20 protein-coding genes and 3 riboswitches are annotated in these 19,500 nt (G+C 65.1%); of the genes, 11 read left to right on the forward strand and 9 right to left on the reverse strand.

All coding sequences use genetic code 11. The annotated features are described in order from the left end of the window. Window positions 1-171: 171 nt before the first annotated feature. Genes BJ122_RS07095 through BJ122_RS07110 form a run of 4 tightly spaced genes read left to right on the forward strand, consistent with a single transcriptional unit; the run spans window position 172 to window position 3,248 of the window. Window positions 172-378 carry a hemin uptake protein HemP gene (locus tag BJ122_RS07095; RefSeq protein ID WP_027277003.1) on the forward strand — a complete coding sequence of 69 codons (207 nt, stop codon included), beginning with the start codon at window positions 172-174 and terminating at the stop codon, window positions 376-378. Between the two features lie 28 nt (window positions 379-406). Further along, the gene (locus BJ122_RS07100; protein WP_110780460.1) at window positions 407-1,366 is read left to right on the forward strand and encodes a heme/hemin ABC transporter substrate-binding protein; all 960 of its coding nucleotides are present in this window, start codon (window positions 407-409) and stop codon (window positions 1,364-1,366) included. Next, window positions 1,363-2,460, forward strand: a complete 1,098-nt coding sequence (locus BJ122_RS07105) for a FecCD family ABC transporter permease (protein WP_110780407.1) — start codon at window positions 1,363-1,365, stop codon at window positions 2,458-2,460. Before BJ122_RS07100 ends, BJ122_RS07105 begins: the two co-directional genes overlap by 4 nt. Continuing rightward, window positions 2,457-3,248 carry a heme ABC transporter ATP-binding protein gene (locus tag BJ122_RS07110; protein ID WP_110780408.1) on the forward strand — a complete coding sequence of 264 codons (792 nt, stop codon included), beginning with the start codon at window positions 2,457-2,459 and terminating at the stop codon, window positions 3,246-3,248. Before BJ122_RS07105 ends, BJ122_RS07110 begins: the two co-directional genes overlap by 4 nt. Window positions 3,249-3,276: 28 nt before the next feature. Here the strand turns inward: BJ122_RS07110 and BJ122_RS07115 are convergent, their stop codons facing one another. The 3 genes from BJ122_RS07115 to cobT are packed head-to-tail and all read right to left on the reverse strand — an operon-like array spanning window position 3,277 to window position 6,725. Further along, a complete protein-coding gene (locus BJ122_RS07115; RefSeq protein ID WP_110780409.1) occupies window positions 3,277-4,857 on the reverse strand; it encodes a cobyric acid synthase in 1,581 nt (526 codons plus the stop codon). A 51-nt stretch (window positions 4,858-4,908) separates the two neighbouring features. Next, on the reverse strand, window positions 4,909-5,664 hold the full coding sequence (gene cobS / locus BJ122_RS07120; RefSeq protein WP_110780410.1) for an adenosylcobinamide-GDP ribazoletransferase: 756 nt from the start codon (window positions 5,662-5,664) through the stop codon (window positions 4,909-4,911). Continuing rightward, window positions 5,664-6,725, reverse strand: coding sequence for a nicotinate-nucleotide--dimethylbenzimidazole phosphoribosyltransferase (cobT, locus tag BJ122_RS07125; RefSeq protein WP_110780411.1), 1,062 nt, complete (start codon window positions 6,723-6,725; stop codon window positions 5,664-5,666). Before cobT ends, cobS begins: the two co-directional genes overlap by 1 nt. Window positions 6,726-6,904: 179 nt before the next feature. Then, window positions 6,905-7,107, reverse strand: a riboswitch (cobalamin riboswitch). Window positions 7,108-7,208: 101 nt separating this feature from the next. Continuing rightward, a riboswitch (cobalamin riboswitch) is annotated at window positions 7,209-7,412 on the forward strand. A gap of 103 nt (window positions 7,413-7,515) precedes the next feature. Here cobT and BJ122_RS07130 point away from each other — a divergent pair. From BJ122_RS07130 to BJ122_RS07145, 4 genes are read left to right on the forward strand one after another with little or no spacing between them, the layout of a single operon-like run. Continuing rightward, complete coding sequence (locus tag BJ122_RS07130) at window positions 7,516-9,537, forward strand: ribonucleoside triphosphate reductase (protein WP_110780412.1); 2,022 nt, start codon at window positions 7,516-7,518, stop codon at window positions 9,535-9,537. An 18-nt stretch (window positions 9,538-9,555) separates the two neighbouring features. After that, window positions 9,556-9,747 carry an anaerobic ribonucleoside-triphosphate reductase gene (nrdD, locus tag BJ122_RS19955; protein WP_110780413.1) on the forward strand — a complete coding sequence of 64 codons (192 nt, stop codon included), beginning with the start codon at window positions 9,556-9,558 and terminating at the stop codon, window positions 9,745-9,747. Beyond that, a complete protein-coding gene (locus tag BJ122_RS07140; protein WP_245407644.1) occupies window positions 9,731-10,414 on the forward strand; it encodes an anaerobic ribonucleoside-triphosphate reductase activating protein in 684 nt (227 codons plus the stop codon). The genes nrdD and BJ122_RS07140 overlap by 17 nt, the downstream gene beginning before the upstream one ends. Before the next feature lie 53 nt (window positions 10,415-10,467). Further along, window positions 10,468-10,794 (forward strand): cysteine-rich small domain-containing protein, encoded by a 327-nt coding sequence (locus BJ122_RS07145; protein ID WP_110780461.1) that lies wholly within the window; start codon window positions 10,468-10,470, stop codon window positions 10,792-10,794. A gap of 39 nt (window positions 10,795-10,833) precedes the next feature. Here BJ122_RS07145 and BJ122_RS07150 read toward each other — a convergent pair whose 3' ends face one another. The 6 genes from BJ122_RS07150 to BJ122_RS07175 form a co-directional block, all read right to left on the reverse strand. Then, window positions 10,834-11,709, reverse strand: coding sequence for an ABC transporter substrate-binding protein (locus BJ122_RS07150; protein WP_110780462.1), 876 nt, complete (start codon window positions 11,707-11,709; stop codon window positions 10,834-10,836). Continuing rightward, the gene (locus BJ122_RS07155) at window positions 11,709-12,491 is read right to left on the reverse strand and encodes an ABC transporter ATP-binding protein (RefSeq protein WP_110780415.1); all 783 of its coding nucleotides are present in this window, start codon (window positions 12,489-12,491) and stop codon (window positions 11,709-11,711) included. Before BJ122_RS07155 ends, BJ122_RS07150 begins: the two co-directional genes overlap by 1 nt. After that, a complete protein-coding gene (locus BJ122_RS07160; RefSeq protein ID WP_110780463.1) occupies window positions 12,488-13,498 on the reverse strand; it encodes a FecCD family ABC transporter permease in 1,011 nt (336 codons plus the stop codon). Before BJ122_RS07160 ends, BJ122_RS07155 begins: the two co-directional genes overlap by 4 nt. Before the next feature lie 73 nt (window positions 13,499-13,571). Continuing rightward, window positions 13,572-13,764: riboswitch (cobalamin riboswitch) on the reverse strand. Window positions 13,765-13,904: 140 nt separating this feature from the next. After that, the gene (locus BJ122_RS07165) at window positions 13,905-14,378 is read right to left on the reverse strand and encodes a PaaI family thioesterase (protein ID WP_110780416.1); all 474 of its coding nucleotides are present in this window, start codon (window positions 14,376-14,378) and stop codon (window positions 13,905-13,907) included. A gap of 86 nt (window positions 14,379-14,464) precedes the next feature. Continuing rightward, complete coding sequence (locus BJ122_RS07170; RefSeq protein ID WP_110780417.1) at window positions 14,465-14,839, reverse strand: DUF5368 domain-containing protein; 375 nt, start codon at window positions 14,837-14,839, stop codon at window positions 14,465-14,467. Between the two features lie 10 nt (window positions 14,840-14,849). Continuing rightward, a complete protein-coding gene (locus tag BJ122_RS07175) occupies window positions 14,850-16,115 on the reverse strand; it encodes an NAD(P)/FAD-dependent oxidoreductase (protein WP_110780464.1) in 1,266 nt (421 codons plus the stop codon). Window positions 16,116-16,553: 438 nt separating this feature from the next. Here BJ122_RS07175 and BJ122_RS07180 point away from each other — a divergent pair, with 438 nt between their 5' ends. The 3 genes from BJ122_RS07180 to cydX are packed head-to-tail and all read left to right on the forward strand — an operon-like array spanning window position 16,554 to window position 19,436. Further along, complete coding sequence (locus BJ122_RS07180; protein ID WP_110780418.1) at window positions 16,554-18,128, forward strand: cytochrome ubiquinol oxidase subunit I; 1,575 nt, start codon at window positions 16,554-16,556, stop codon at window positions 18,126-18,128. 12 nt (window positions 18,129-18,140) lie between these two features. Then, the gene (cydB, locus tag BJ122_RS07185) at window positions 18,141-19,298 is read left to right on the forward strand and encodes a cytochrome d ubiquinol oxidase subunit II (protein WP_210205440.1); all 1,158 of its coding nucleotides are present in this window, start codon (window positions 18,141-18,143) and stop codon (window positions 19,296-19,298) included. A gap of 12 nt (window positions 19,299-19,310) precedes the next feature. Further along, entirely contained in the window at window positions 19,311-19,436 is a 126-nt protein-coding gene (cydX, locus tag BJ122_RS07190; protein ID WP_103010758.1) for a cytochrome bd-I oxidase subunit CydX, read from the forward strand. Window positions 19,437-19,500 lie beyond the last annotated feature (64 nt).

The raw sequence follows: 19,500 nt of genomic DNA on the forward strand, positions 1-19,500 counted from the left end.
AGCTAGCTGGCTGAAGACGCACCACGACCAAGGCGTTGCGTCACAACGAGACTTACGCCGCAGTTTCGAACGTCTCAAGTTCAACAGTCGCTCTTTATAGTGATTATAAGATACATTCCCGGATCACGGCCTATAAAGGAACGAGTTCGTTTCACTGACAATGACAGGCGCATGACTGCATCTTCCGACAATCCGCCGCTGACAACTAACTCGGCGGCCTCCTCCAGCTCCCGCGTCACCCGCAGCGTTGCGGTGACCGGCAACGAAATCAATAGCCGCGACCTGTTCTGCAGCGACCGGGAACTTGTTATCGCCCATGGCGGCGACCGCTACCGGCTGCGCCTGACATCGCAGAACAAGCTGATCCTGACCAAATGATCGCCGTTGCAATTGGATGCGCGCACTGATGAAGCATTGTTCGAAAACCAACGCCGCGCTCGCCGCCGCGCTGTTGTGCGTGATCGCCAGCGCGCCAAGCGTCGCACGCGACATCACCGTCCAAGGCGCACATGGCCGCACGCTGACCATCACTGATAGTTCGCGCACCGTGTCGATCGGCGGCGCAATCACCGAAATCATGGTCGCGCTCGGCGTTGGCTCGAAATTGGTCGGCATCGATTCGACCAGCACCTTTCCGCCGGACGCCGTCAAAGGCAAAGCCAATGTCGGCTATCTCCGCCAACTCTCTGCCGAGGGCGTCATTGGATTACGTCCAACCCTGATCGTGGCGATGGATAGCGCCGGGCCGAAGCAGGCCGTGCAAGCGTTTGAAGCGGCGCAAATCCCGCTGCTGCAGGTTCCAGAGGATTTCTCTGAAAAAGGCCTTTTGGACAAGATCGCCTTGATCGGCCGCGCCATGGACGCCGAGCCGGCCGCGTCCTGCCTGGCGCGCGCGGTCGCGCAGGATTTCGACTATCTGCGCCAGCTGCGTAGCAAGGTGACCAAGCCGGTGCGGGTGATGTTCGTGATGTCGCTGGTCAACGGCCAGGCAATGGCGGCCGGCAACAACACCGCCGCCAATGAAATCATCGCGCTGTCGGGCGGCGTCAACGCTATCACCGACTATGATGGCTACAAGACCATCAACAATGAAGCGATCGTCGCCGCCAAGCCGGACGTGGTGCTGACCATCAAGCGCGACAAGGATTCGTTCGAGTCAGCCGCGTTCTTCGCGCACCCCGCTTTCGCCCTCACCCCCGCCGGCGCCAACAAGGCGTTCATCTCGATGGATGGCCTCTATCTGCTCGGCTTTGGTCCGCGCACGCCGACCGCCGCGCGCGAGGTCGCCACCAAGCTCTATCCGCAGCTCGCGGCGCCATCGGTGCCATCGCACGCGCTGCGCGCCGAACAAGAGTGCCGGCCATGACCGCGATCGACCTCGGCCATCGTCGCAGCAGTAGCACCGTCGGCCGATCGCTGCGGCCGCGCGCAGGCCTGGTGCTAGCGACCTTGGCGCTGCTGCTGGTCGTGGTTGCGGCCGCGGCGCTGACAGTCGGCGCCGCCGGCATTCCGCTCGATCGGCTGCCGGCTGCGCTGCTCGCGCGCGGCGATGCCATGCTCGATCCGCAGCTCGCCCGCGATCAGCTGGTGCTGTGGACCATTCGGCTGCCGCGCGTGCTGATCGCGGCGATCGTCGGCAGCCTGCTCGCCACCGCCGGCGCCTTGATGCAGGGGCTGTTTCGCAATCCGCTGGCCGATCCGGCGCTGGTCGGCGTCGCCAGCGGCGGCGCGCTGGCGGCAGCCGCCTCGATTGTGCTGATCGATCTGTCGCTAGGCGCCAGCCTGCACTTCATGCAGGACCAGATTCTGCCAATCGCGGCGTTTGTCGGCTCGCTTACCACTACTGTACTGCTGTATCGCATCGCCAGCCGCGAAGGCCGCACCTCGATCGCGCTGTTCCTGCTCGCCGGCATCGCCATTGCCGCGATCGCCAATGCCGGCATCGGCGTGCTGGTGTTCGTCGCCGATGACCGGCAACTGCGCGACATCACCTTTTGGATGATGGGTTCACTGAGCGGCGCGACCTGGAGCAAAGCGTTCACCACCGCGAGCGTGCTGGCGGTCTCGCTGCTGTTGCTCGTGCGGCTGGGCCGCCAGCTCGACCTTTTGGTGCTGGGCGAAGCCGAAGCGTTCCACAGCGGCGTCGATGTCGAACGCTTGAAAATGCTGTCGATCCTGATGGTGTCGGCGATGACCGGCGTCGCGGTGTCGGTGTGCGGCGTGATCGGCTTTGTCGGCATCGTGGTGCCGCATCTGCTGCGGCTGTTGATCGGGCCCTCGCATCGGCTGCTGCTGCCAGCCTCCGCGCTGCTCGGCGCGGTGATGCTGGTCGCGGCTGATACGCTGGCGCGCACCATGGTGGCGCCAGCGGAAATGCCGATCGGCATTCTCACCGCCGCGATTGGCGCGCCGTTCTTCCTCGGACTGCTGTTGCGGCAGCGCAAGCTGGTGGGGCTATGAGCGAAGTGCTGCGCACCAATGCGGCGTCATTTGCCATTGCCGGCAAGACGCTGCTCGATCGCGTCGATCTGTCGATCGACGCCGGCGAACTGATCGCGATCGTCGGCCCGAACGGCGCCGGCAAATCGACGCTGCTGCGGCTGTTGTCCGGCGATCTGCGCCCGAGCAGCGGCGCGGTTCAGCTGCGCGGCAAGGATTTGTCAGGCTACCCCGCGCGCGAATTGGCGCTGCGCCGCGCCATGCTGGCGCAGCACGTCAATGTCAGCTTTCCGTTCACGGTCGAGGAAGTGGTGTGGATGGGCGCCGGCGAGTTTGAGCGCGCCCGCGCCGCACCCTTCGTCGAGGCGGCGCTGCGCGAAGTCGGCCTTCAGGAGTTCCGCAGCCGCACCATCACCACGCTGTCGGGCGGCGAGCAGCAGCGCGCGCATTTCGCCCGCATCCTGGTGCAGTTGTGGGGCAGCGAAGCCGGCCATGGTCCCGGCATCCTGCTGCTCGACGAACCGACTTCCAGCCTCGACATCCGCCATCAGCTCGATCTCGCCAACACCGCACGGCGCTGCGCCCGCAACGGCACCACGGTGATCGCGATTCTGCACGATCTTAATCTGGCGGTGCGCTTTGCCGATCGCATCATCGTGCTGCATGGCGGCACAATCGCCGCCGATGGCGCGCCGATGCAGGTGATGCAGAATGCGGTGATCGACCGGGTGTTCGACGTCGAGCTCGCCATTCAGCTCGATGGCACTGGGCGGCCGTTCGTGCTGCCCGAACTCGCCGGCGTCGCCTGACGCCGGCGCATCTGTTGTCGGCGATGCGTTAGCGCGCCAGTTTCAGCAGCGCATCGAGATCGAGATTCTGCTCGCAATGATCGGCGAGCGCTTCCAGCGCCTCTTCGACACGCTGCTCGAACGCCAGCCCAGCCGCTTCCGCGCCGATCTGCTTCAGCCATGCCGAGCGGAATTGATCGCCGCCAAAGATGCCGTGCAGATAGCCGCCCATCACCCGGCCATTGGCCGAGACCGCGCCTTCCGGCTGAAGCTTGCCGCTACCGTCATCGAGCAGCAGCCACGGCTTTTCCAGGCCGGCGCCGGTGGTACGGCCCATATGCATTTCATAGCCGCGCACCCGGCAGCCGCTGCGTTGATCGAAGGCATCGACGTCGACCAGACGCTTATCACCCGAAATCTCGGTTTCGAGATCGAGCAGCCCAAGCCCCTGGGTTTCGCCCGGCGCACCTTCGATGCCCATCGGATCGCGCACCACGCGGCCCAGCATCTGGAAGCCGGCGCACAGGCCGACCACCCGGCCGCCGCGGCGCACATGGGCAAGAATGTCGATGTCCCAGCCTTCGCGGCGCATCAGATCGAGTTCGCTGCGCGTGGTCTTCGATCCCGGCAGCACGATCACGTCGATATTGGCGGGGATCGGCGAGCCCGGCTGAATCCATTGCAGGTCGATATCGGGCTCGGCCACCAAGGGATCGAGATCGTCGAAATTGGCAACGCGCGCGAGCCGCGGCACCGCGATCTTGATGCGGCCACGGCTTGCCGCCGCCGCGCGCTCCAGCGCCAGCGAATCTTCCGCCGGCAGCCGGTCCGCGCCGGGAAACCAGCGCAGCACGCCGAGGAACGGCCAGCCGGTCTGTTCGGTGATGGTGCGGCAGCCCGGCTCGAACAGCGAGAAATCGCCGCGGAATTTGTTGATCAGATAGCCGACCACGCGGGCGCGATCGCCCTCATTGAGCAGCACATAGCTGCCGACCAGTGCCGCCATGGTGCCGCCGCGGTCGATGTCGGACAAAAACACCACCGGCAGATCGGCGGCTTCCGCAAAGCGCATATTGGTGATGTCGGAGGAGCGCAGATAGACCTCGGCGCCGCTGCCGGCGCCCTCCACCAGCATCAGATCGGCCTCCGCCGCCATGCGCTCAAAACTGTCGACCACCGCCGGGATCAGCCGCTGGCGCATGTGATGATAGATGCGTGCCGGGCAATTGCCGAGCACGCGGCCGCGCAGCACCACCTGCGAGCCGATATCGGTCTGCGGCTTGAGCAGCACCGGGTTCATGTGAATCGACGGCGCCGCTTTGCAGGCGCGCGCCTGCATCGCCTGGGCGCGGCCGATCTCGCCGCGCGGCCGCTCACCGTCCGGCCCGGGCGGCAGATCGGAGTCGCTGGCGACCGCGGCGTTGTTGCTCATGTTCTGCGCCTTGAACGGCCGCACCACCAGCCCGCGCCGGGTGTAGGCGCGGCACAGGCCGGCGACCACCATGCTCTTGCCGACATCCGAACTGGTGCCCTGGATCATCAGCGATCGGGCGCGGCGCGGCCCGCTCTCGGTGCGCGGCGTGAATTGGATGCGGGAAATCAGTTCGGAGACGTCAGGGGTCGTCGTCATGAAACAACTCGGGGTCAGATGGGATGATGGATTGTCAGGAATGAGGATGCGTCAAATCAGGGCGGCGACACCGAGCAGCAGGCCGATTTCCGCCATTTGCTCGGTCGCGCCCAAAATGTCGCCGGTGTAACCGCCGAGCAGCTTCTGCGCCGCCAGGATCGGCAGTGTCGCCAGCAGCACCGCGAACACGGCGCCAAGCAGCGCGGACCACGGCGCCAAGGCAAGCAGCGCGCCAAAACCGAGCATGGTGAAGGCGAGCGTGATCACGACGCCAGCCATCGACAACCGCTGCTGCGGATAATCGAGTTTGGCGGTGTCTAGATTGCCGCCATAGGGCAGCAGCGTCATGCCCGCCGTGACGCCGGCGCGGCCGATACTATGCGCCGCCACCAGCGCGGCGGCGGCAATCGGCACCGGCAGGCTGGCAAGCAGCGCGATGCGCAGCGCCAGCGAGAATGCCAGCGCCAGCGCGCCATAGGTGCCGATCCGGCTGTCCTTGATGATGGTCAGCCGCTGTTCGCGGCTGCGGCCACCAAAAAGCCCGTCGGCGGTGTCAGAGACGCCGTCCTCGTGAATGCCGCCAGTCAGCGCCACGCCAACCCCGACCGCAATGATCGCCGGCACCGCGCCGGACCAGAACAGATCGGCGATCAGCAGCGCGCCAGCGCAGGCGGTGCCGATCAGCGCGCCGACCAGCGGAAAGTATTTTGCCGATTGCAGCCAATCGCCGTCGATCCGCGTCGCCGCGGGGGTCGGCACGATGGTCATGATCTGCACGGCCTGGAAGAACGGTCGCGAGGTCGCCATCACGACGCCGCTTCGCTGGCGGTCAGCACGTCGGCAAGGTCAGCCATGCCGTTCAGGATGCCGGCCGCGGCGCGCACCAGCGGCACCGCGAGCACCGCGCCGGTGCCCTCGCCGAGCCGCAGCCCGAGATCGAGATAAGGCTCGGCATCAAGCGAGCGCAGCATCTGGCCATGGCCGCGCTCGGCCGAGCGATGCGAGAACACGCAGTAATCGCGCACGGCGGGCACGAGCCGGATCGCCACCAGCGCGGCCGAGCCGGCGATGAAACCGTCGATCATCACCGGCCGGCGTTTTGAGGCCGCGCCGAGGATCGCGCCGCACATCATCGCGATTTCATAGCCGCCGAATTCGGCGAGCACGTCGAGCGGCGCGGTGGCAGCGCTGCGCGCCGCGGCGCGGCCAGCGACCGCGAGCTTATGCGCCACGCCCGCGGCATCAAGGCCGGTCCCCGGCCCAACGCAATCGGCGAGCGGCGCGGGGCCGAGACGATGCGCCAGCAGCGCCGCCGCCGTGGTGTTGCTGATGCCGACCTCGCCGATCGCAACGATATCGAGCCCATCGTCGATCGCGCGCCGCACCATCTCGGCGGCCACGGTGATGGCTTGGCGCGCTTCGGCCAGCGTCAGCGCCGGCTCGACCACGGAATTGCGGCTGCCATGCCTGATCTTGCAATTGATCAGCTCCGGATGCGGCGGCAGATCGCCATTGACGCCGGCATCGACCACCACCACCTCAGCGCCGGCCGCTTGCGCCAGCAGATTGATGCCCGCCGTGCCGTTCAGGCAGGCGGCGACCATCAGCGCGGTCACGCTCGCCGGAAACGGCGAGACGTTTTCGGCGGCGATGCCGTGATCGCCGGCGAACATGAACACCGCGGCGCGCCCGGTGCGCGGCGGCGCCGGCTGCCAGATCAACCCAAGCTGTACGGCCAAGTCTTCCAGCCGGCCGAGCGAGCCAACCGGCTTGGCCTTGCCATCGACCCGGCTGCGCAGCGCCGCTTCGCGCGAACGATCAACGGGGGTGATGGATTGGAGAAGGAGATCGTAGGACAGGCTGGGCATGGCACCACACGAGAGGATGTGAGGGTTTGGGCGCCACAGGTCGCCGCGTAGCGACGCGCTACCGATCACGGCAGCGACTGCGGAGCAGATGGAATCAGGCTCGGCCGCGGTTCGCGGCCAGCGCTAAGCTCGGGGAAGATCTGTCATGCGACCGTCCTTCTTCGACCCACCGTCGAATGGCATTGCAACAGTCTCCGGCCGGTCTCCTGGCTCGCGGACATGGTCGCGATCGCCTTCCCGAGCAAGCCAAGCTCACCTCAGTGGCGCGTTGATCGCGAAATCCGCCTACAGTTGCGGGGGCAGCCGCAGCTTTGGCGATGACGCCACACTGCGTTCCCGTTTCACCTTTCTTGCGAAAGGCACCGAAGACGGCGGCACCACAGCACGGCGGGAGGCAGGGCGCAAGAGCCGACCAGCGGCTGATGACGCGGCCGTTATCCTCCGGCCTCAGCATACCGCTTGACTCACGCGGCGATCGCACCCACTAAATGTAGCTGTCGTGGTCTCTCGAATCTCTAGATCGAGAGCTAAGAGGGAATCCGGTGCGGCTGATGCCAAGGCCGGAGCTGCCCCCGCAACTGTAAGCGGCGAGCTGACGTCATTGAGCGCCACTGGGAGCGATCCCGGGAAGGCCGACGGCAGCATTGACCCGTGAGCCAGGAGACCTGCCGCGACAACCAAACGTCCCTGGGCGGGGTGTCCCGGTGGGTCGCTTGCTGCGATTGGCTTACGCCACTCGATTCCCGGCACGCACCTGCTTGGCTCTCGCCCGCAACATTGCGGGGTGCCGATGTCCCTTTCTACCCTACCGAGCCTGCCGCGGCTGATCGTCAAGCGCAGCGGCGTGCCGGTGCCGTTCGACTGCGACAAAATCAAAGCCGCCATTGTCCGCGCCGGGCGCGCCACTGGCGAATACAACGAACACGAGGCGGCCCGCCTCACCCACCAGGCCGTCAAGGTGATCATGCATCGCTTCGGCGAGGCCATGCCGCAGATCGAACAGATCCAGGACATCGTCGAACAGGTGCTGATCTCGGGCAATCACCTGGTCACCGCGCGCGCCTACATCGTCTACCGCGAGAAGCGCGAGCAGGCCCGCCGTGACCGCAAGACCGCGGTCGATGTGGTGGCCTCGATCAACGAATATCTCGAGCGCACCGATTGGCGCGTCAACGCCAACGCCAACCAGGGCTATTCGCTCGGCGGGTTGATCCTCAATCTGTCCGGCAAGGTGGTCGCCAATTACTGGCTGTCCCATGTCTATCCGCCCGAGGTCGGCGCGGCGCATCGCAGCGGCGATCTGCACATTCACGATCTCGATATGCTGTCGGGCTATTGCGCCGGCTGGTCGCTGCGCACGCTATTGACCGAGGGGCTAAACGGCGTGCCCGGCAAGGTCGAAGCCGGTCCGCCAAAGCATCTGTCGAGCGCGGTCGGCCAGATCGTCAATTTCCTCGGCACGCTGCAGAACGAATGGGCCGGCGCGCAGGCGTTCAGCTCGTTCGACACCTATCTCGCGCCGTTCATCCGCAAGGATCAGCTCAGCTACACCGACGTGCTGCAGGCGATTCAGGAGCTGGTGTACAACCTCAACGTCCCCTCGCGCTGGGGCACGCAGACGCCGTTCACCAACCTGACCTTCGATTGGACCTGCCCAGAGGACCTGCGCGACGAGGTGCCAGTGATCGGCGGCGACGACATGCCGTTCACCTATGGCGAGCTGCAGGCCGAAATGGACATGATCAACCGCGCCTATATGGAAGTGATGACGCGCGGCGATGCCAAGGGCCGGGTGTTCACCTTCCCGATCCCGACCTACAACATCACGCCGGATTTTCCCTGGGAGAGTGAGAACGCCGAACTGCTGTTCGAGATGACGGCGAAATACGGCCTGCCCTACTTCCAGAACTTCATCAATTCCGAGCTGAAGCCGCACATGATCCGTTCGATGTGCTGCCGTCTGCAACTCGATCTGACTGAGCTGCTGAAGCGCGGCAACGGCCTGTTCGGCAGCGCCGAGCAGACCGGATCGATCGGCGTGGTCACCATCAATTGCGCGCGGCTCGGCTATCTGCATCGCGGCGACGAACAAGCGATGCTGAATGCGCTCGACGGCCTGCTCGAGATCGGCCGCACCAGCCTCGAGATCAAGCGCAAGGTGGTGCAGCGCTACATGGATGGCGGCCTGTTCCCGTACAGCAAGCGCTATCTCGGCACGCTGCGCAATCACTTCTCGACGCTCGGCGTCAACGGCATCAACGAGATGATCCGCAATTTTACCGAGGACGCCGAGGATATCACCACGCCGTGGGGCCACGCTTTCGCGGTGCGGCTGCTCGACCACGTGCGCGCCCGGATCACGTCGTTCCAGGAGCAGACCGGCAATCTGTACAATCTGGAAGCCACGCCGGCCGAAGGCACCACCTATCGGTTCGCCAAGGAAGATCGCAAACGCTATCCCGACATTCTGCAGGCCGGCAGCAACGATCACCCCTACTACACCAATTCCAGCCAGCTGCCGGCCGGCATCACCGACGATCCGTTCGAAGCGCTGGAGCGCCAGGAAGAACTGCAGCGCAAATACACCGGCGGCACCGTGCTGCATCTCTATATGGGCTCGCGGCTGTCATCCGGCACCGCCTGCAAGAAGCTGGTGCGGCGCGCGCTGGAGAATTTCCGGCTGCCCTACGTCACCGTGACGCCGACTTTCTCGATCTGCCCGACCCACGGCTATCTCGCCGGTGAACATCAGTTCTGCCCGAAATGCGATGCCGAACGGCTCGCTGCCAAGCGCCTTGCCGCTGCTCACTAACCCAAGGAGACCACTTCAATGAACGCGCACGTCACCATTGCTAGCGACGCCATCGAGACCATCACGCTTACCGACGCCGAGCGTCAGCCCTGCGAAATCTGGACTCGCGTGATGGGCTATCACCGCCCGGTCGCTTCGTTCAACCGCGGCAAGATTGGCGAATTCAATGAGCGCAAATACTTCTGCGAAGCCCGTGCCAAGCTCGACTGAGCTGCGGATCGGCGGCATCGCCCGGCTGTCGAGTTGCGACTGGCCGGGCGAGCTGGTGGCCACGGTGTTTTGCCAGGGCTGCCCGTGGCGTTGTGGCTATTGCCACAACCCACATCTGCTGCCGACCACCAGCAACGAACCGTTGGCCTGGAGCGACGTGCTGTCATTCCTGACAAGCCGGCGCGGCCTGCTCGATGGCGTGGTGCTGTCGGGCGGCGAACCGACGCTGCAAACGGCATTGCCGCAGGCCATTGCCGAATTGCGCGCGCTCGGTTTCCGGATCGGCCTGCATAGCGCAGGGCCCTATCCGGAGCGGCTCGCCAAGCTGTTGCCGCAGCTCGACTGGATCGGCTTTGATGTCAAAGCGCCATTTGCCGAGTACGACCGCATCACCGGCGTGCCCGGCAGCGGCGAGCGTGCGCGGCACAGCCTCGATCATGTGCTGGCCTCCGGCGTCGCCTATCAGCTCCGTACCACGGTGCATCCAAAGCTGCTCGACGACGACGCCGTGCAGCGGCTGCGCACCGAGCTATCGGCGCTTGGCGTCACCGACCATCACATTCAGGAATTCCGTGCGATCGGCTGCGCCGATCCGCGGTTAAACCCTTCGGCCGCTGACGGCGGCTATCACCAAGGAACTATCGCCGAACCGCGGCAGCTCGCCTAAAAGCTCGCCCAACGCTCCACTCCATGGCCTTTGTGGCCCGCAATGGAAACCGCATGGAACCGAAAGACAGCACCAATAACGAGGCGTTCAAAGGTTTTACCAACAACGCCTGCCCGTTTTATCCATGTCATCCCGGCGTCGAGCACGAATTCAACTGCCTGTTCTGCTACTGCCCGCTCAGCGCCTATGAGTGCCCCGGCGCCTACAGCGTGATCGTCGATCGCAACGGCATGAAGCGCAAGGATTGCAGCGCCTGCACGCTGCCGCATAACGGCTATCGGCGCTCCTGGAATTTCATCCAGAAATGGCTGGAGAAGCCGAAGATCTGGGACGGCCGCGAACAGGACCCGAACCGCGTCAAGGAAGTGCCGACGGACTGAGGCACAGCTGCACAGCACAGCGGCCGCAGCCGCTCTCCGTCAGCGCTCGATCCGTTCGATCGCCGCGGTGAGCCGATCAAGCGCCTGCGGCAGCATCGGGCCGCCGCAAATCGTCAATTGCTCGGCAATCACCAAGCGGCGGCTTGGCGGATAGCTGTTCTGGATCGCCGGATGCAGCAACAGCGCCTTGCCCTGATCCTCAGCGGTCGGCACATCGTCGGTCATCAGCAACAGATCGGGCCGCGCCGCGACGATGGTTTCCAGCGACGCAAAGCCTCCCCGGCGCAAGCCCAACTCGGCGGCCGCATTGACCAATCCGGCGGTCGACAGCAGCGAGCTGATCAGACTGTCGCTGCCGGCGATCCAGCCGCGGCGCGACAAGGGCAGCACCCGGCCCTGCCAACGCGCGGCCGCCTGCCTTGTGCGGTCCGCCGCTTCATCGATTCTGGCATTGAGGGCGCTGGCGCGGTCGGGATGTCCGACCAGTTCGCCGAGCTGTTTGATCTGCGCCTTGACGTCATCGATGCTGCGCGGCACGTCGAACTCGGCGAGCTTGATGCCCTTGGCACGCAGCAATTCACGGGTGGCGCGCTTGCCATAGCGGCCGGCCAGCACCACGTCGGGCTGCAGCACCAGCACGTCTTCGGCTTCGCCCGACAATCGCGGAAAGCGCTGCGCCTCGCGCGCCATGAACGACAGATGCGGGTCGCGGGCGTAGGGCCCTAGCCCGACGATCTGCTCGGGATCGGCGAGCGCCATCAGCAGCTGATCGGAACACATATTGATCGAGGCGATCCGCGCCGCACCGGCACGCGCATCAGCCGCGAGAACCAGCGATCCGACGATCAGCAGCCAGGCCGCACACCACCTGAGTGCACCCTTCTTGAGCGCCCCCTGCTTGAGCGCAGCTGGCATCAGCGCATCGCCCAAGGCACCAGCACCGGCTGGGCATCGTGGCTGCTGCGATAGGCATCGATCGAAAACACATCCGCCAGCCGCGGCGGCGCCAGCACCGCGCTCGGCGGTCCGCACGCCACAAGCCGCCCTTCGCTTAGCATCAGGATGCAATCGGCAAAGCGCGCCGCAAGGCCGATGTCATGGGTGATGACCAGCACCAGCGCGCCGGCGCGCGCCTGGCGCTGCAACAGCGCCATCACCGCGAGCTGGAAATAGGGATCGAGCGAGGCGATCGGCTCGTCGGCGAGCAGGATCGGCGCCTCGGTCGCCAGTGCGCGCGCGATCGCGACGCGCCGGCGTTCGCCGCCGGACAATTCGGTGACGCGGCGGTCCTGCAGCGGCATCAGATCGACTTCATGCAGCGCGCGCGCCACGGCGTCGGCGTCGGTGACGCCGAGCCGCTGCGGATCGGGCGCGCCATGCGGATAGCGGCCGAGCGCCACCACATCGCGCACCGGCAACGGCCAATGCACCGCCTCGCCTTGCGGCACATAGCTGAGCCGGCGGGCGCGCTGCCGCACCGGAATCTTGCTGACCTCTTCGCCGCCCGCCGTGATGCGGCCTTCGCTGGGAATGAGCCCGGCCAGCGCGCGCAGCAGCGTGGTCTTGCCGGCGCCGCTCGGCCCGACCAACGCGGTCAGGCAGCCGCGCGGCAGGCCGAACGACACATCCTTGACGCGCAGCTTGCCGCCCAGACTGACGCACAGACCATCGACCACGAAGTAATCGGCTTCGCTCATGCCACGCTCCCGGTCAGCGAGCGCCGCTGGCGCACCACGAGATAAAGGAAGAACGGCACGCCGATCAGCGCGGTCAGCACGCCGACCTTGATGCCTGTGGTCGATGGAATGAGCCGCACCGCGATGTCAGCGGCGAGCAGCAGCGCGCCGCCGGCCAGCGCGCTCGGCAGCAGCAGCCGGCCCGGATCGTAGCCGACCAGCGGCCGCATCAGATGCGGCACGATCAGGCCGATGAAACCGATGGTGCCCGACACCGCAACCGCCGCGCCAACGCCGAGCGCCACGCCCAAAATCACCTGCAGCCGCAGATGGCCGACATCGACGCCGAGGCTTTGCGCCGCTTCTTCGCCGAGGCTCAGCACCCGAAAAGCCTCGCCGCGCATCAGCAGCAGCGCGGCACCGACCGCCATGAATGGCAGCGCCAGCGTGACGTGATGAAAACTGCGGTCCTCCAGCGAGCCGAGCAGCCAGAACGAGATTTCCAGCGAGGCGAACGGATTGGGCGCGAGATTGAGCGCGAGCGAAGTCGCTGCGCCCGCGAGGCTCGACAGCGCGAGCCCAGCCAAAATCAGCAGCAGCAGATTGGCGTTGCGCCCTGCGACCGCCAGCAGCACGAACACCGAGACGAACGCCATCGCGATCGCGGCAAGCGGCAGCGCATAAGACAGCGTATCGGCGACGCCGATCGCGATCACCAGCACCGCGCCGAACGCGGCAGCTTGCGGCGCGCCAAACAGCGAGGGTGCCGCCAAAGGATTGCGGAGCAGGCCCTGCAGCGCCGCGCCGGCCAGGCCATGCATGGCGCCGATGGACACGGCCAGAATCGCGCGGGGCAGCCGGATTTCCTGCACGATGGTGCGCTGCACGTCGGTGCCGCCGCCCAGCAGCGCCTCGATCACCGTGCCGAGCGACAGCTGCACCGGCCCGATGCTGAGCGACACCAGGAACAGCAGCACCACGCCGACCACCAGCAAGGTGGCGAGCAGCGTCCGATCAGCGGCGCGCATGCCGACTTCCACCGCTGCGCGGCGTCCACCACAACTTCAAGGCAATACCCTCCGCCGGCCCTTCGCCGGACGTGTTGGTTGCACATCACCGGCCGGTCTCCTGGCTCGCGGATATTGCGGCGTCCGCCTTCCCAGCCGGTCGGCTAGTGGCATCGAGGACGTCGTGATCCGCCTACAGTTGCGAGGGCAGCCGCGGCATGGGGCTAGCCCGGACCGCGTTCCCGTTTCACCTCCAAATCGGAGGCACCGATGATCGCTGCTTAAAACACAGCGGGCGGCGATACACAAGGTATCGCCGCCCGCTGACTGATCAGCAATGGAGCCGGTCTACAACCTTCCGTGGTAACGGGGCCTCGTCCGGTGGCTGAACAGAAAAAACTCTCTTTCCGCTGTTAGCGCGGCGCGCTTACGCCGCTTTGGCGCCGCCAAAATCAGCCGGCATCTGCACCGCCACCACCCGGCCGCGCGCGGTGACTTCGCCGCAGGCGATCACATCGGTCTCGACCACCACCTTGCGGCCCTTGATCTCCACGATGCGGCCGCGCAGTTCGAGCGCACCGTCGAGCGGGGTCGGCTTCAGATAATCGACATGCAGCGATCCGGTGACGAAGCGCATCGGCGGCTGGCTGCCGAGCTCACGGTTCTGCTGCCGGTACATCGCGGCGGCGGCGCTGCCGGTGCTGTGGCAATCAACCAGCGAAGCAATCAGCCCGCCATAGACAAAGCCGGGAATGGCGGTGTGATACGGCTCCGGCGTGAATCGCGTCACGGTCTCCTCGCCCTCCCAGCAGGTCTTGATCTGGTGACCATGCTCATTGTTGCGGCCGCAACCATAGCAATGCGCAACGGCATCGTCGTAGTGATCTTGAAACGCTTCCATTTTTTCCACTTCTTGTTGAAATCCACGAACGACGCGGGCGCCGTCCGCTTCGCCTGGCGATCCGCCGGCGCCGCCTGCAAGCGCGCTTACAGGCTATTGCGACGTCGGATCACGATCGGACTGGTACGCGCCAATGACTGTAACGTATAGACCAGAATTGCCGTGCCGCCGGCGCCGAGCAGCGCCACGCCGAGAATCACCAGCCAATCGATAGGGCCGCCGAGATCGCGAAAGTCGGAATGGGTCATCTGCTGGACGAACAATACCGCGGCGACCGCACCGAACGGCATCGACAGCTGCGCCCACAGAAAGCGCCGCATCGACATCGCCCGGTCGCGCACCAGCACGTAGAGATAACCGAGGGTGATGATCGCGGCCACCGCCACCAGCGTCCAGAACAAGGTCGCGCCATACAGTTCTTCAAACACCGCGATCAGCGTCTCGAAACTCAACTGCTTCATCGCAACCTCCTCACGCCTTGCCGCGCAACATGGCATAGTAGGTAGCGCGCAACGCCACCTCCTTCATCAGCCAACTGATCCACAGTTCCTCGAGCGGCGCGATCACGCCCGGAAACGACGGCGCCAGATTGTTCTGGTAATCGAATTCCACCAGCATAGCGCGGCCGACGCGGGTCATCAGCGGGCACGACGTGTAGCCGTCATAAGCCAACTCGCTCTCACGTCCCTGAATGTCGGCGATCAGATGGTCCTCCACCACCGGCACCTGCCATTTCACTGAAGCGGCGGTCTTGCCCTTCGGCACGCCGGCGACGTCGCCAATCGCGAACACGTCACGGAAGCGGCGATGGCGCAGCGTGGCCTGATCGACCTCGACCCAGCCTTGATCGCTCCATTTATTCTCCCAGGACAGCCCCGCCTGCCGGATCAGCGCGGGCGCACGCTGCGGTGGGATGACGTGCAGATAGTCGTAAGGCCGTTCCTGCAACCCGCTCGGCGTCGCGAAGGTGGCGATGCGCCGGCCGGGGTCGATCGATTTCAGCACATGGCTGTAGGCGGTCTTGATGCCGCGCTGATCGAACAGCATCCGCACTTTCTCCGACACGATCGGCACGCTGAACAGCGAGTCCGCGGTGGCGGCATAGGTGATGCGATAGCGGCCGGAGCCGACGCCGCGCGAGGCGATGTCGTCGATCAAGAAAGTGTGCTTGAGCGGCGCGCCGGCGCATTTCATTTCGGTCGGCGGCCGGGTAAAAATGCCCTCGCCGCCCTTGGCGGCAAATTGCGCCGCCGCTGCCCAGGTCCGCGCTGCATAATCCGGACCAGCATACAGCGCACCGATGCCGTTGCTGCCGACCAGATCGAGCGAAAAGCCTTCGATCGCGTCATGATCGAGCACCAGACCGGAGGCGACGATCAGAAAATCATAGGAGATGGCGGTGCGGCCGGCGGTCCAGACCGTTTTGGCGATCGGATCGATCGCCATCGCCGGTTCCTCGATCAGGGTGATGCCGGAGGACAGCCAGTCTCGCGTGCGCGTCACCACATAAGACGCCGGCCGCAATCCGGCGGCCACCAGCGACAAGCCCGGCTGATAAATATGATCGCGGCGGCCATCGATCACGATGATCGACGCATTGGCAAGGCGCATCGCCAGTCGATTCGCGATCGCGGTGCCGGCAGCGCCGGCCCCGATGATCACGATCCGCGCCTTGGTGTTGATCGGCGTATCTTTCGGCTGCGCCAACGCCACGTCAGCCAGCGCTGAGGTCGCCATCGCACCAGCTGCCCAGCCAAGCAGTTGCCGCCGCGAAACGGACTTGTCGTTGCTCGCCACGTCGACCTCCTCCTCGCACCGCGCAGGCCCGCACACGTTCTTGTGCGCGTCGCGGTTCACCTACTCGGTTATTTCAGGAAGTGTCGGTGCGGCTTGCGCGGTGCGTCTGTGACGATGTCACCGAACGGTGCGCCGGGAGCGCCTAGCGTGTCGCTGCGTCAGGATGGCAGTTGACCGAAGCTCGCAAATCGGTTGTCCGTCCCCCCTTGCGAGGCGTTGGTGTGACTGGACAACGAGTCATGATTCGGAGCGCAGCACAACTCAGGCAATTCCCCCATTGCCATCTCGCGCCCTTTGCCTACTCAGAGCAATTGCAGCAATGTCGGTGCCAGCCGACGGTGCAGCCTGTTCGTCATCTCCGAAAGGATAGCGGCCATCATGTTTGATCCAACGTTTATTGAATTGTCCCGATGGCAGTTCGCCGCGACGGCACTCTATCATTTCCTGTTCGTGCCGCTGACGCTTGGCCTATCCTGGCTCCTGGTCATCATGGAAACCGTCTATGTCATGACCGGGAACGAAATCTACAAGGACATGACGAAGTTTTGGGGCAAGTTGTTCGGTATCAACTTCGCCCTCGGTGTCACCACCGGCCTGACCATGGAGTTCGAGTTCGGCACCAACTGGTCCTATTACTCGCACTATGTCGGCGACGTGTTCGGCGCCCCGCTGGCCATCGAAGGCTTGATGGCATTCTTCCTGGAATCGACTTTCGTCGGCCTGTTCTTCCTGGGCTGGGACCGGCTGACCAAGCGCCAGCATCTGGCGGTGACCTTTTTAATGGCGATCGGCTCGAACCTGTCGGCGCTGTGGATTCTGATCGCCAATGGCTGGATGCAGAATCCGATCGGCGCGGTGTTCTCGCCCGAAACCATGCGCATGGAGATGACCAGCTTCGCCGAAGTGTTCCTGAACCCGGTGGCGCAGGTGAAGTTCGTGCACACGGTCGCGGCCGGTTACGTCACCGCCTCGGTGTTCGTGATGGGGATCTCGGCCTGGTACATCCTGAAGCGGCGTGACCTCGCCTTCGCGCGACGCTCTTTTGCGGTCGCGGTCGGGTTTGGCCTTGCCTCGTCGCTGTCGGTGATCGTGCTTGGCGACGAAAGCGGCTACACGCTCGGCGACGTGCAGCGCGTCAAGCTCGCGGCCATCGAAGGCGAATGGAAAACCGAAAAGCCGCCGGCCGCGTTCACGCTGTTCGGCTTCCCGAGCCAGACCGAGCGCGAAACGCATGCGGCGGTCAAAATTCCGGGCGCGCTCGGCCTGATCGCGACCCGCTCGCTCGACCGGCCGATCAAGGGCCTTTCCGATCTGGAAAAGGAGCATGAATTGCGGATCAAGTCCGGCCAGATCGCCTATGAGGCGCTGATCAAGATCCGCGGCGGCGACAAATCGCCCGAAACGCGCGCGCAGTTCGACGCCCACTCCAAGGACCTCGGCTTTGGCCTGCTGCTCAAGCAGTTCGTCACCGATCCGGCGCAGGCCACGCCCGAGCAGATCAAGGCGGCGGCGGCCTCCACCATCCCGAAAGTGTGGCCGCTGTTCTGGTCGTTCCGCGTGATGGTCGGCCTTGGCTTTGTGATGCTGCTGATGTTCGTGATCGGCTTCTATCTCAATGCCGCCAAGCGGCTCGAACAACACCGCTGGTATCTGTGGCTCGCGGTGTTCCTGATCCCGGCGCCGTGGATCGCCTCGGAAGCCGGCTGGTTCGTCGCCGAATTCGGACGGCAGCCTTGGGCGATCGGCGAAGTGCTGCCGACCTTCCTGGCCACCTCCAGCCTGACCTCGGCCGATCTGATCTTCTCGCTCACCGGCTTCCTGCTGTTCTACACGCTGCTGCTGGTGATCGAGCTGTTCTTGATGGTGAAGTTCGCGCGCATCGGGCCAAGTACGCTTGGCACTGGACGCTACCACTTCGAGCGCGGCGGCGCCTCCGCCGTCCACGCGGCGTAATCGGAGGACGAAATGATGTTGCTCGACTACGAGACACTGAAATTCGTCTGGTGGATCTTCGTTGGCCTGTTGCTGATGGGCTTTGCCATCACCGACGGCATGGACATGGGGGTCGGCACGCTGCTGCCATTCGTCGGCCGCAAGGACGTCGAACGCCGCATCATCATCAATACGGTCGGCCCGCATTGGGACGGCAACCAGGTCTGGCTGATCACCGCCGGCGGCGCGATCTTCGCCGCCTGGCCCGCGGTCTATGCCGCGGCGTTCTCCGGCTTCTACATGGCGATGATGCTGGTGCTATTCGCCCTGTTCTTCCGGCCGGTCGGATTCGACTATCGCTCCAAGATCGCCGATCCGCGCTGGCGCAACACCTGGGACTGGGGCTTGTTCGTCGGCGGCACCGTGCCGGCGCTGATCTTTGGCGTCGCGTTCGGCAATCTGCTGCAGGGCGTGCCGTTCCGGCTCGATGAACTGCTGCGCGCCCATTATCAGGGCTCGCTGCTGACCGCGCTGCTGCCGCTGCTGAACCCGTTCGCGCTGCTGGCGGGCGTGATCAGCCTGTTGATGCTGACCGTGCATGGCGGCACCTGGCTGCAACTGCGCGCCTCCGGCGAGGTGGCGATCAGGGCGCGCAAGGTGGTGGCCGGCTTCGCGCCGCTGGTGACGGTGCTGTTCGCGCTGGCCGGCGTCTGGGTCTGGCTCGGCATCGACGGCTATCGCATCGTCACCGAGCCGCCGCATGGCGCCGCCTCGAACCCGCTGCTCAAGGAAGTGACGCGCGCGCCCGGCGCCTGGCTCGACATCTACGCCCGGATGCCGATTGCGATGATCGTGCCGGCGATTGGTCTTGCCGGTCCGCTGCTCACCGCGCTGTTCGCGCTGGTGCGGCTGCCGGGTCTGGCGTTCGTCACCAGCTCGCTCGGCCTCGTCGGCATCATCGGCACCGCTGGTCTGTCGATGTTCCCGTTCATCATGCCGTCGAGCATCGATCCAAAATCCAGCCTGACGATCTGGGATGCGGCCTCGAGCCACCTGACCCTGACCGTGATGTTCTGGGCGGTGGTGATCTTCCTGCCGATCGTGCTGGCCTACACCGTCTGGTGCTACGTCAGGATGTGGGGCCGGGTCACCGCGCAGGAAATCGAAGCCAACGCCCATTCCGCGTACTAACGGAGAGCAGCCATGTGGTACTTCGCCTGGATTCTCGGGGTCACCGCTGCGGCGGCGATCGCGGTGATCAACGTGATGTGGTACGAGTTTCAAGACCAGCTCGACCGCAATGGTGGCGCGAGCAAGAAAGCGCCCTGACCGCGCCATGCGGATCATAAGCCGCCTGCGGCGGGCGGCATTCGTCATCGGAGGTGAACGGCTG

It is taken from the genome of Rhodopseudomonas faecalis (assembly GCF_003217325.1).
Taxonomy (GTDB): Bacteria; Pseudomonadota; Alphaproteobacteria; order Rhizobiales; family Xanthobacteraceae; genus Rhodopseudomonas; species Rhodopseudomonas faecalis.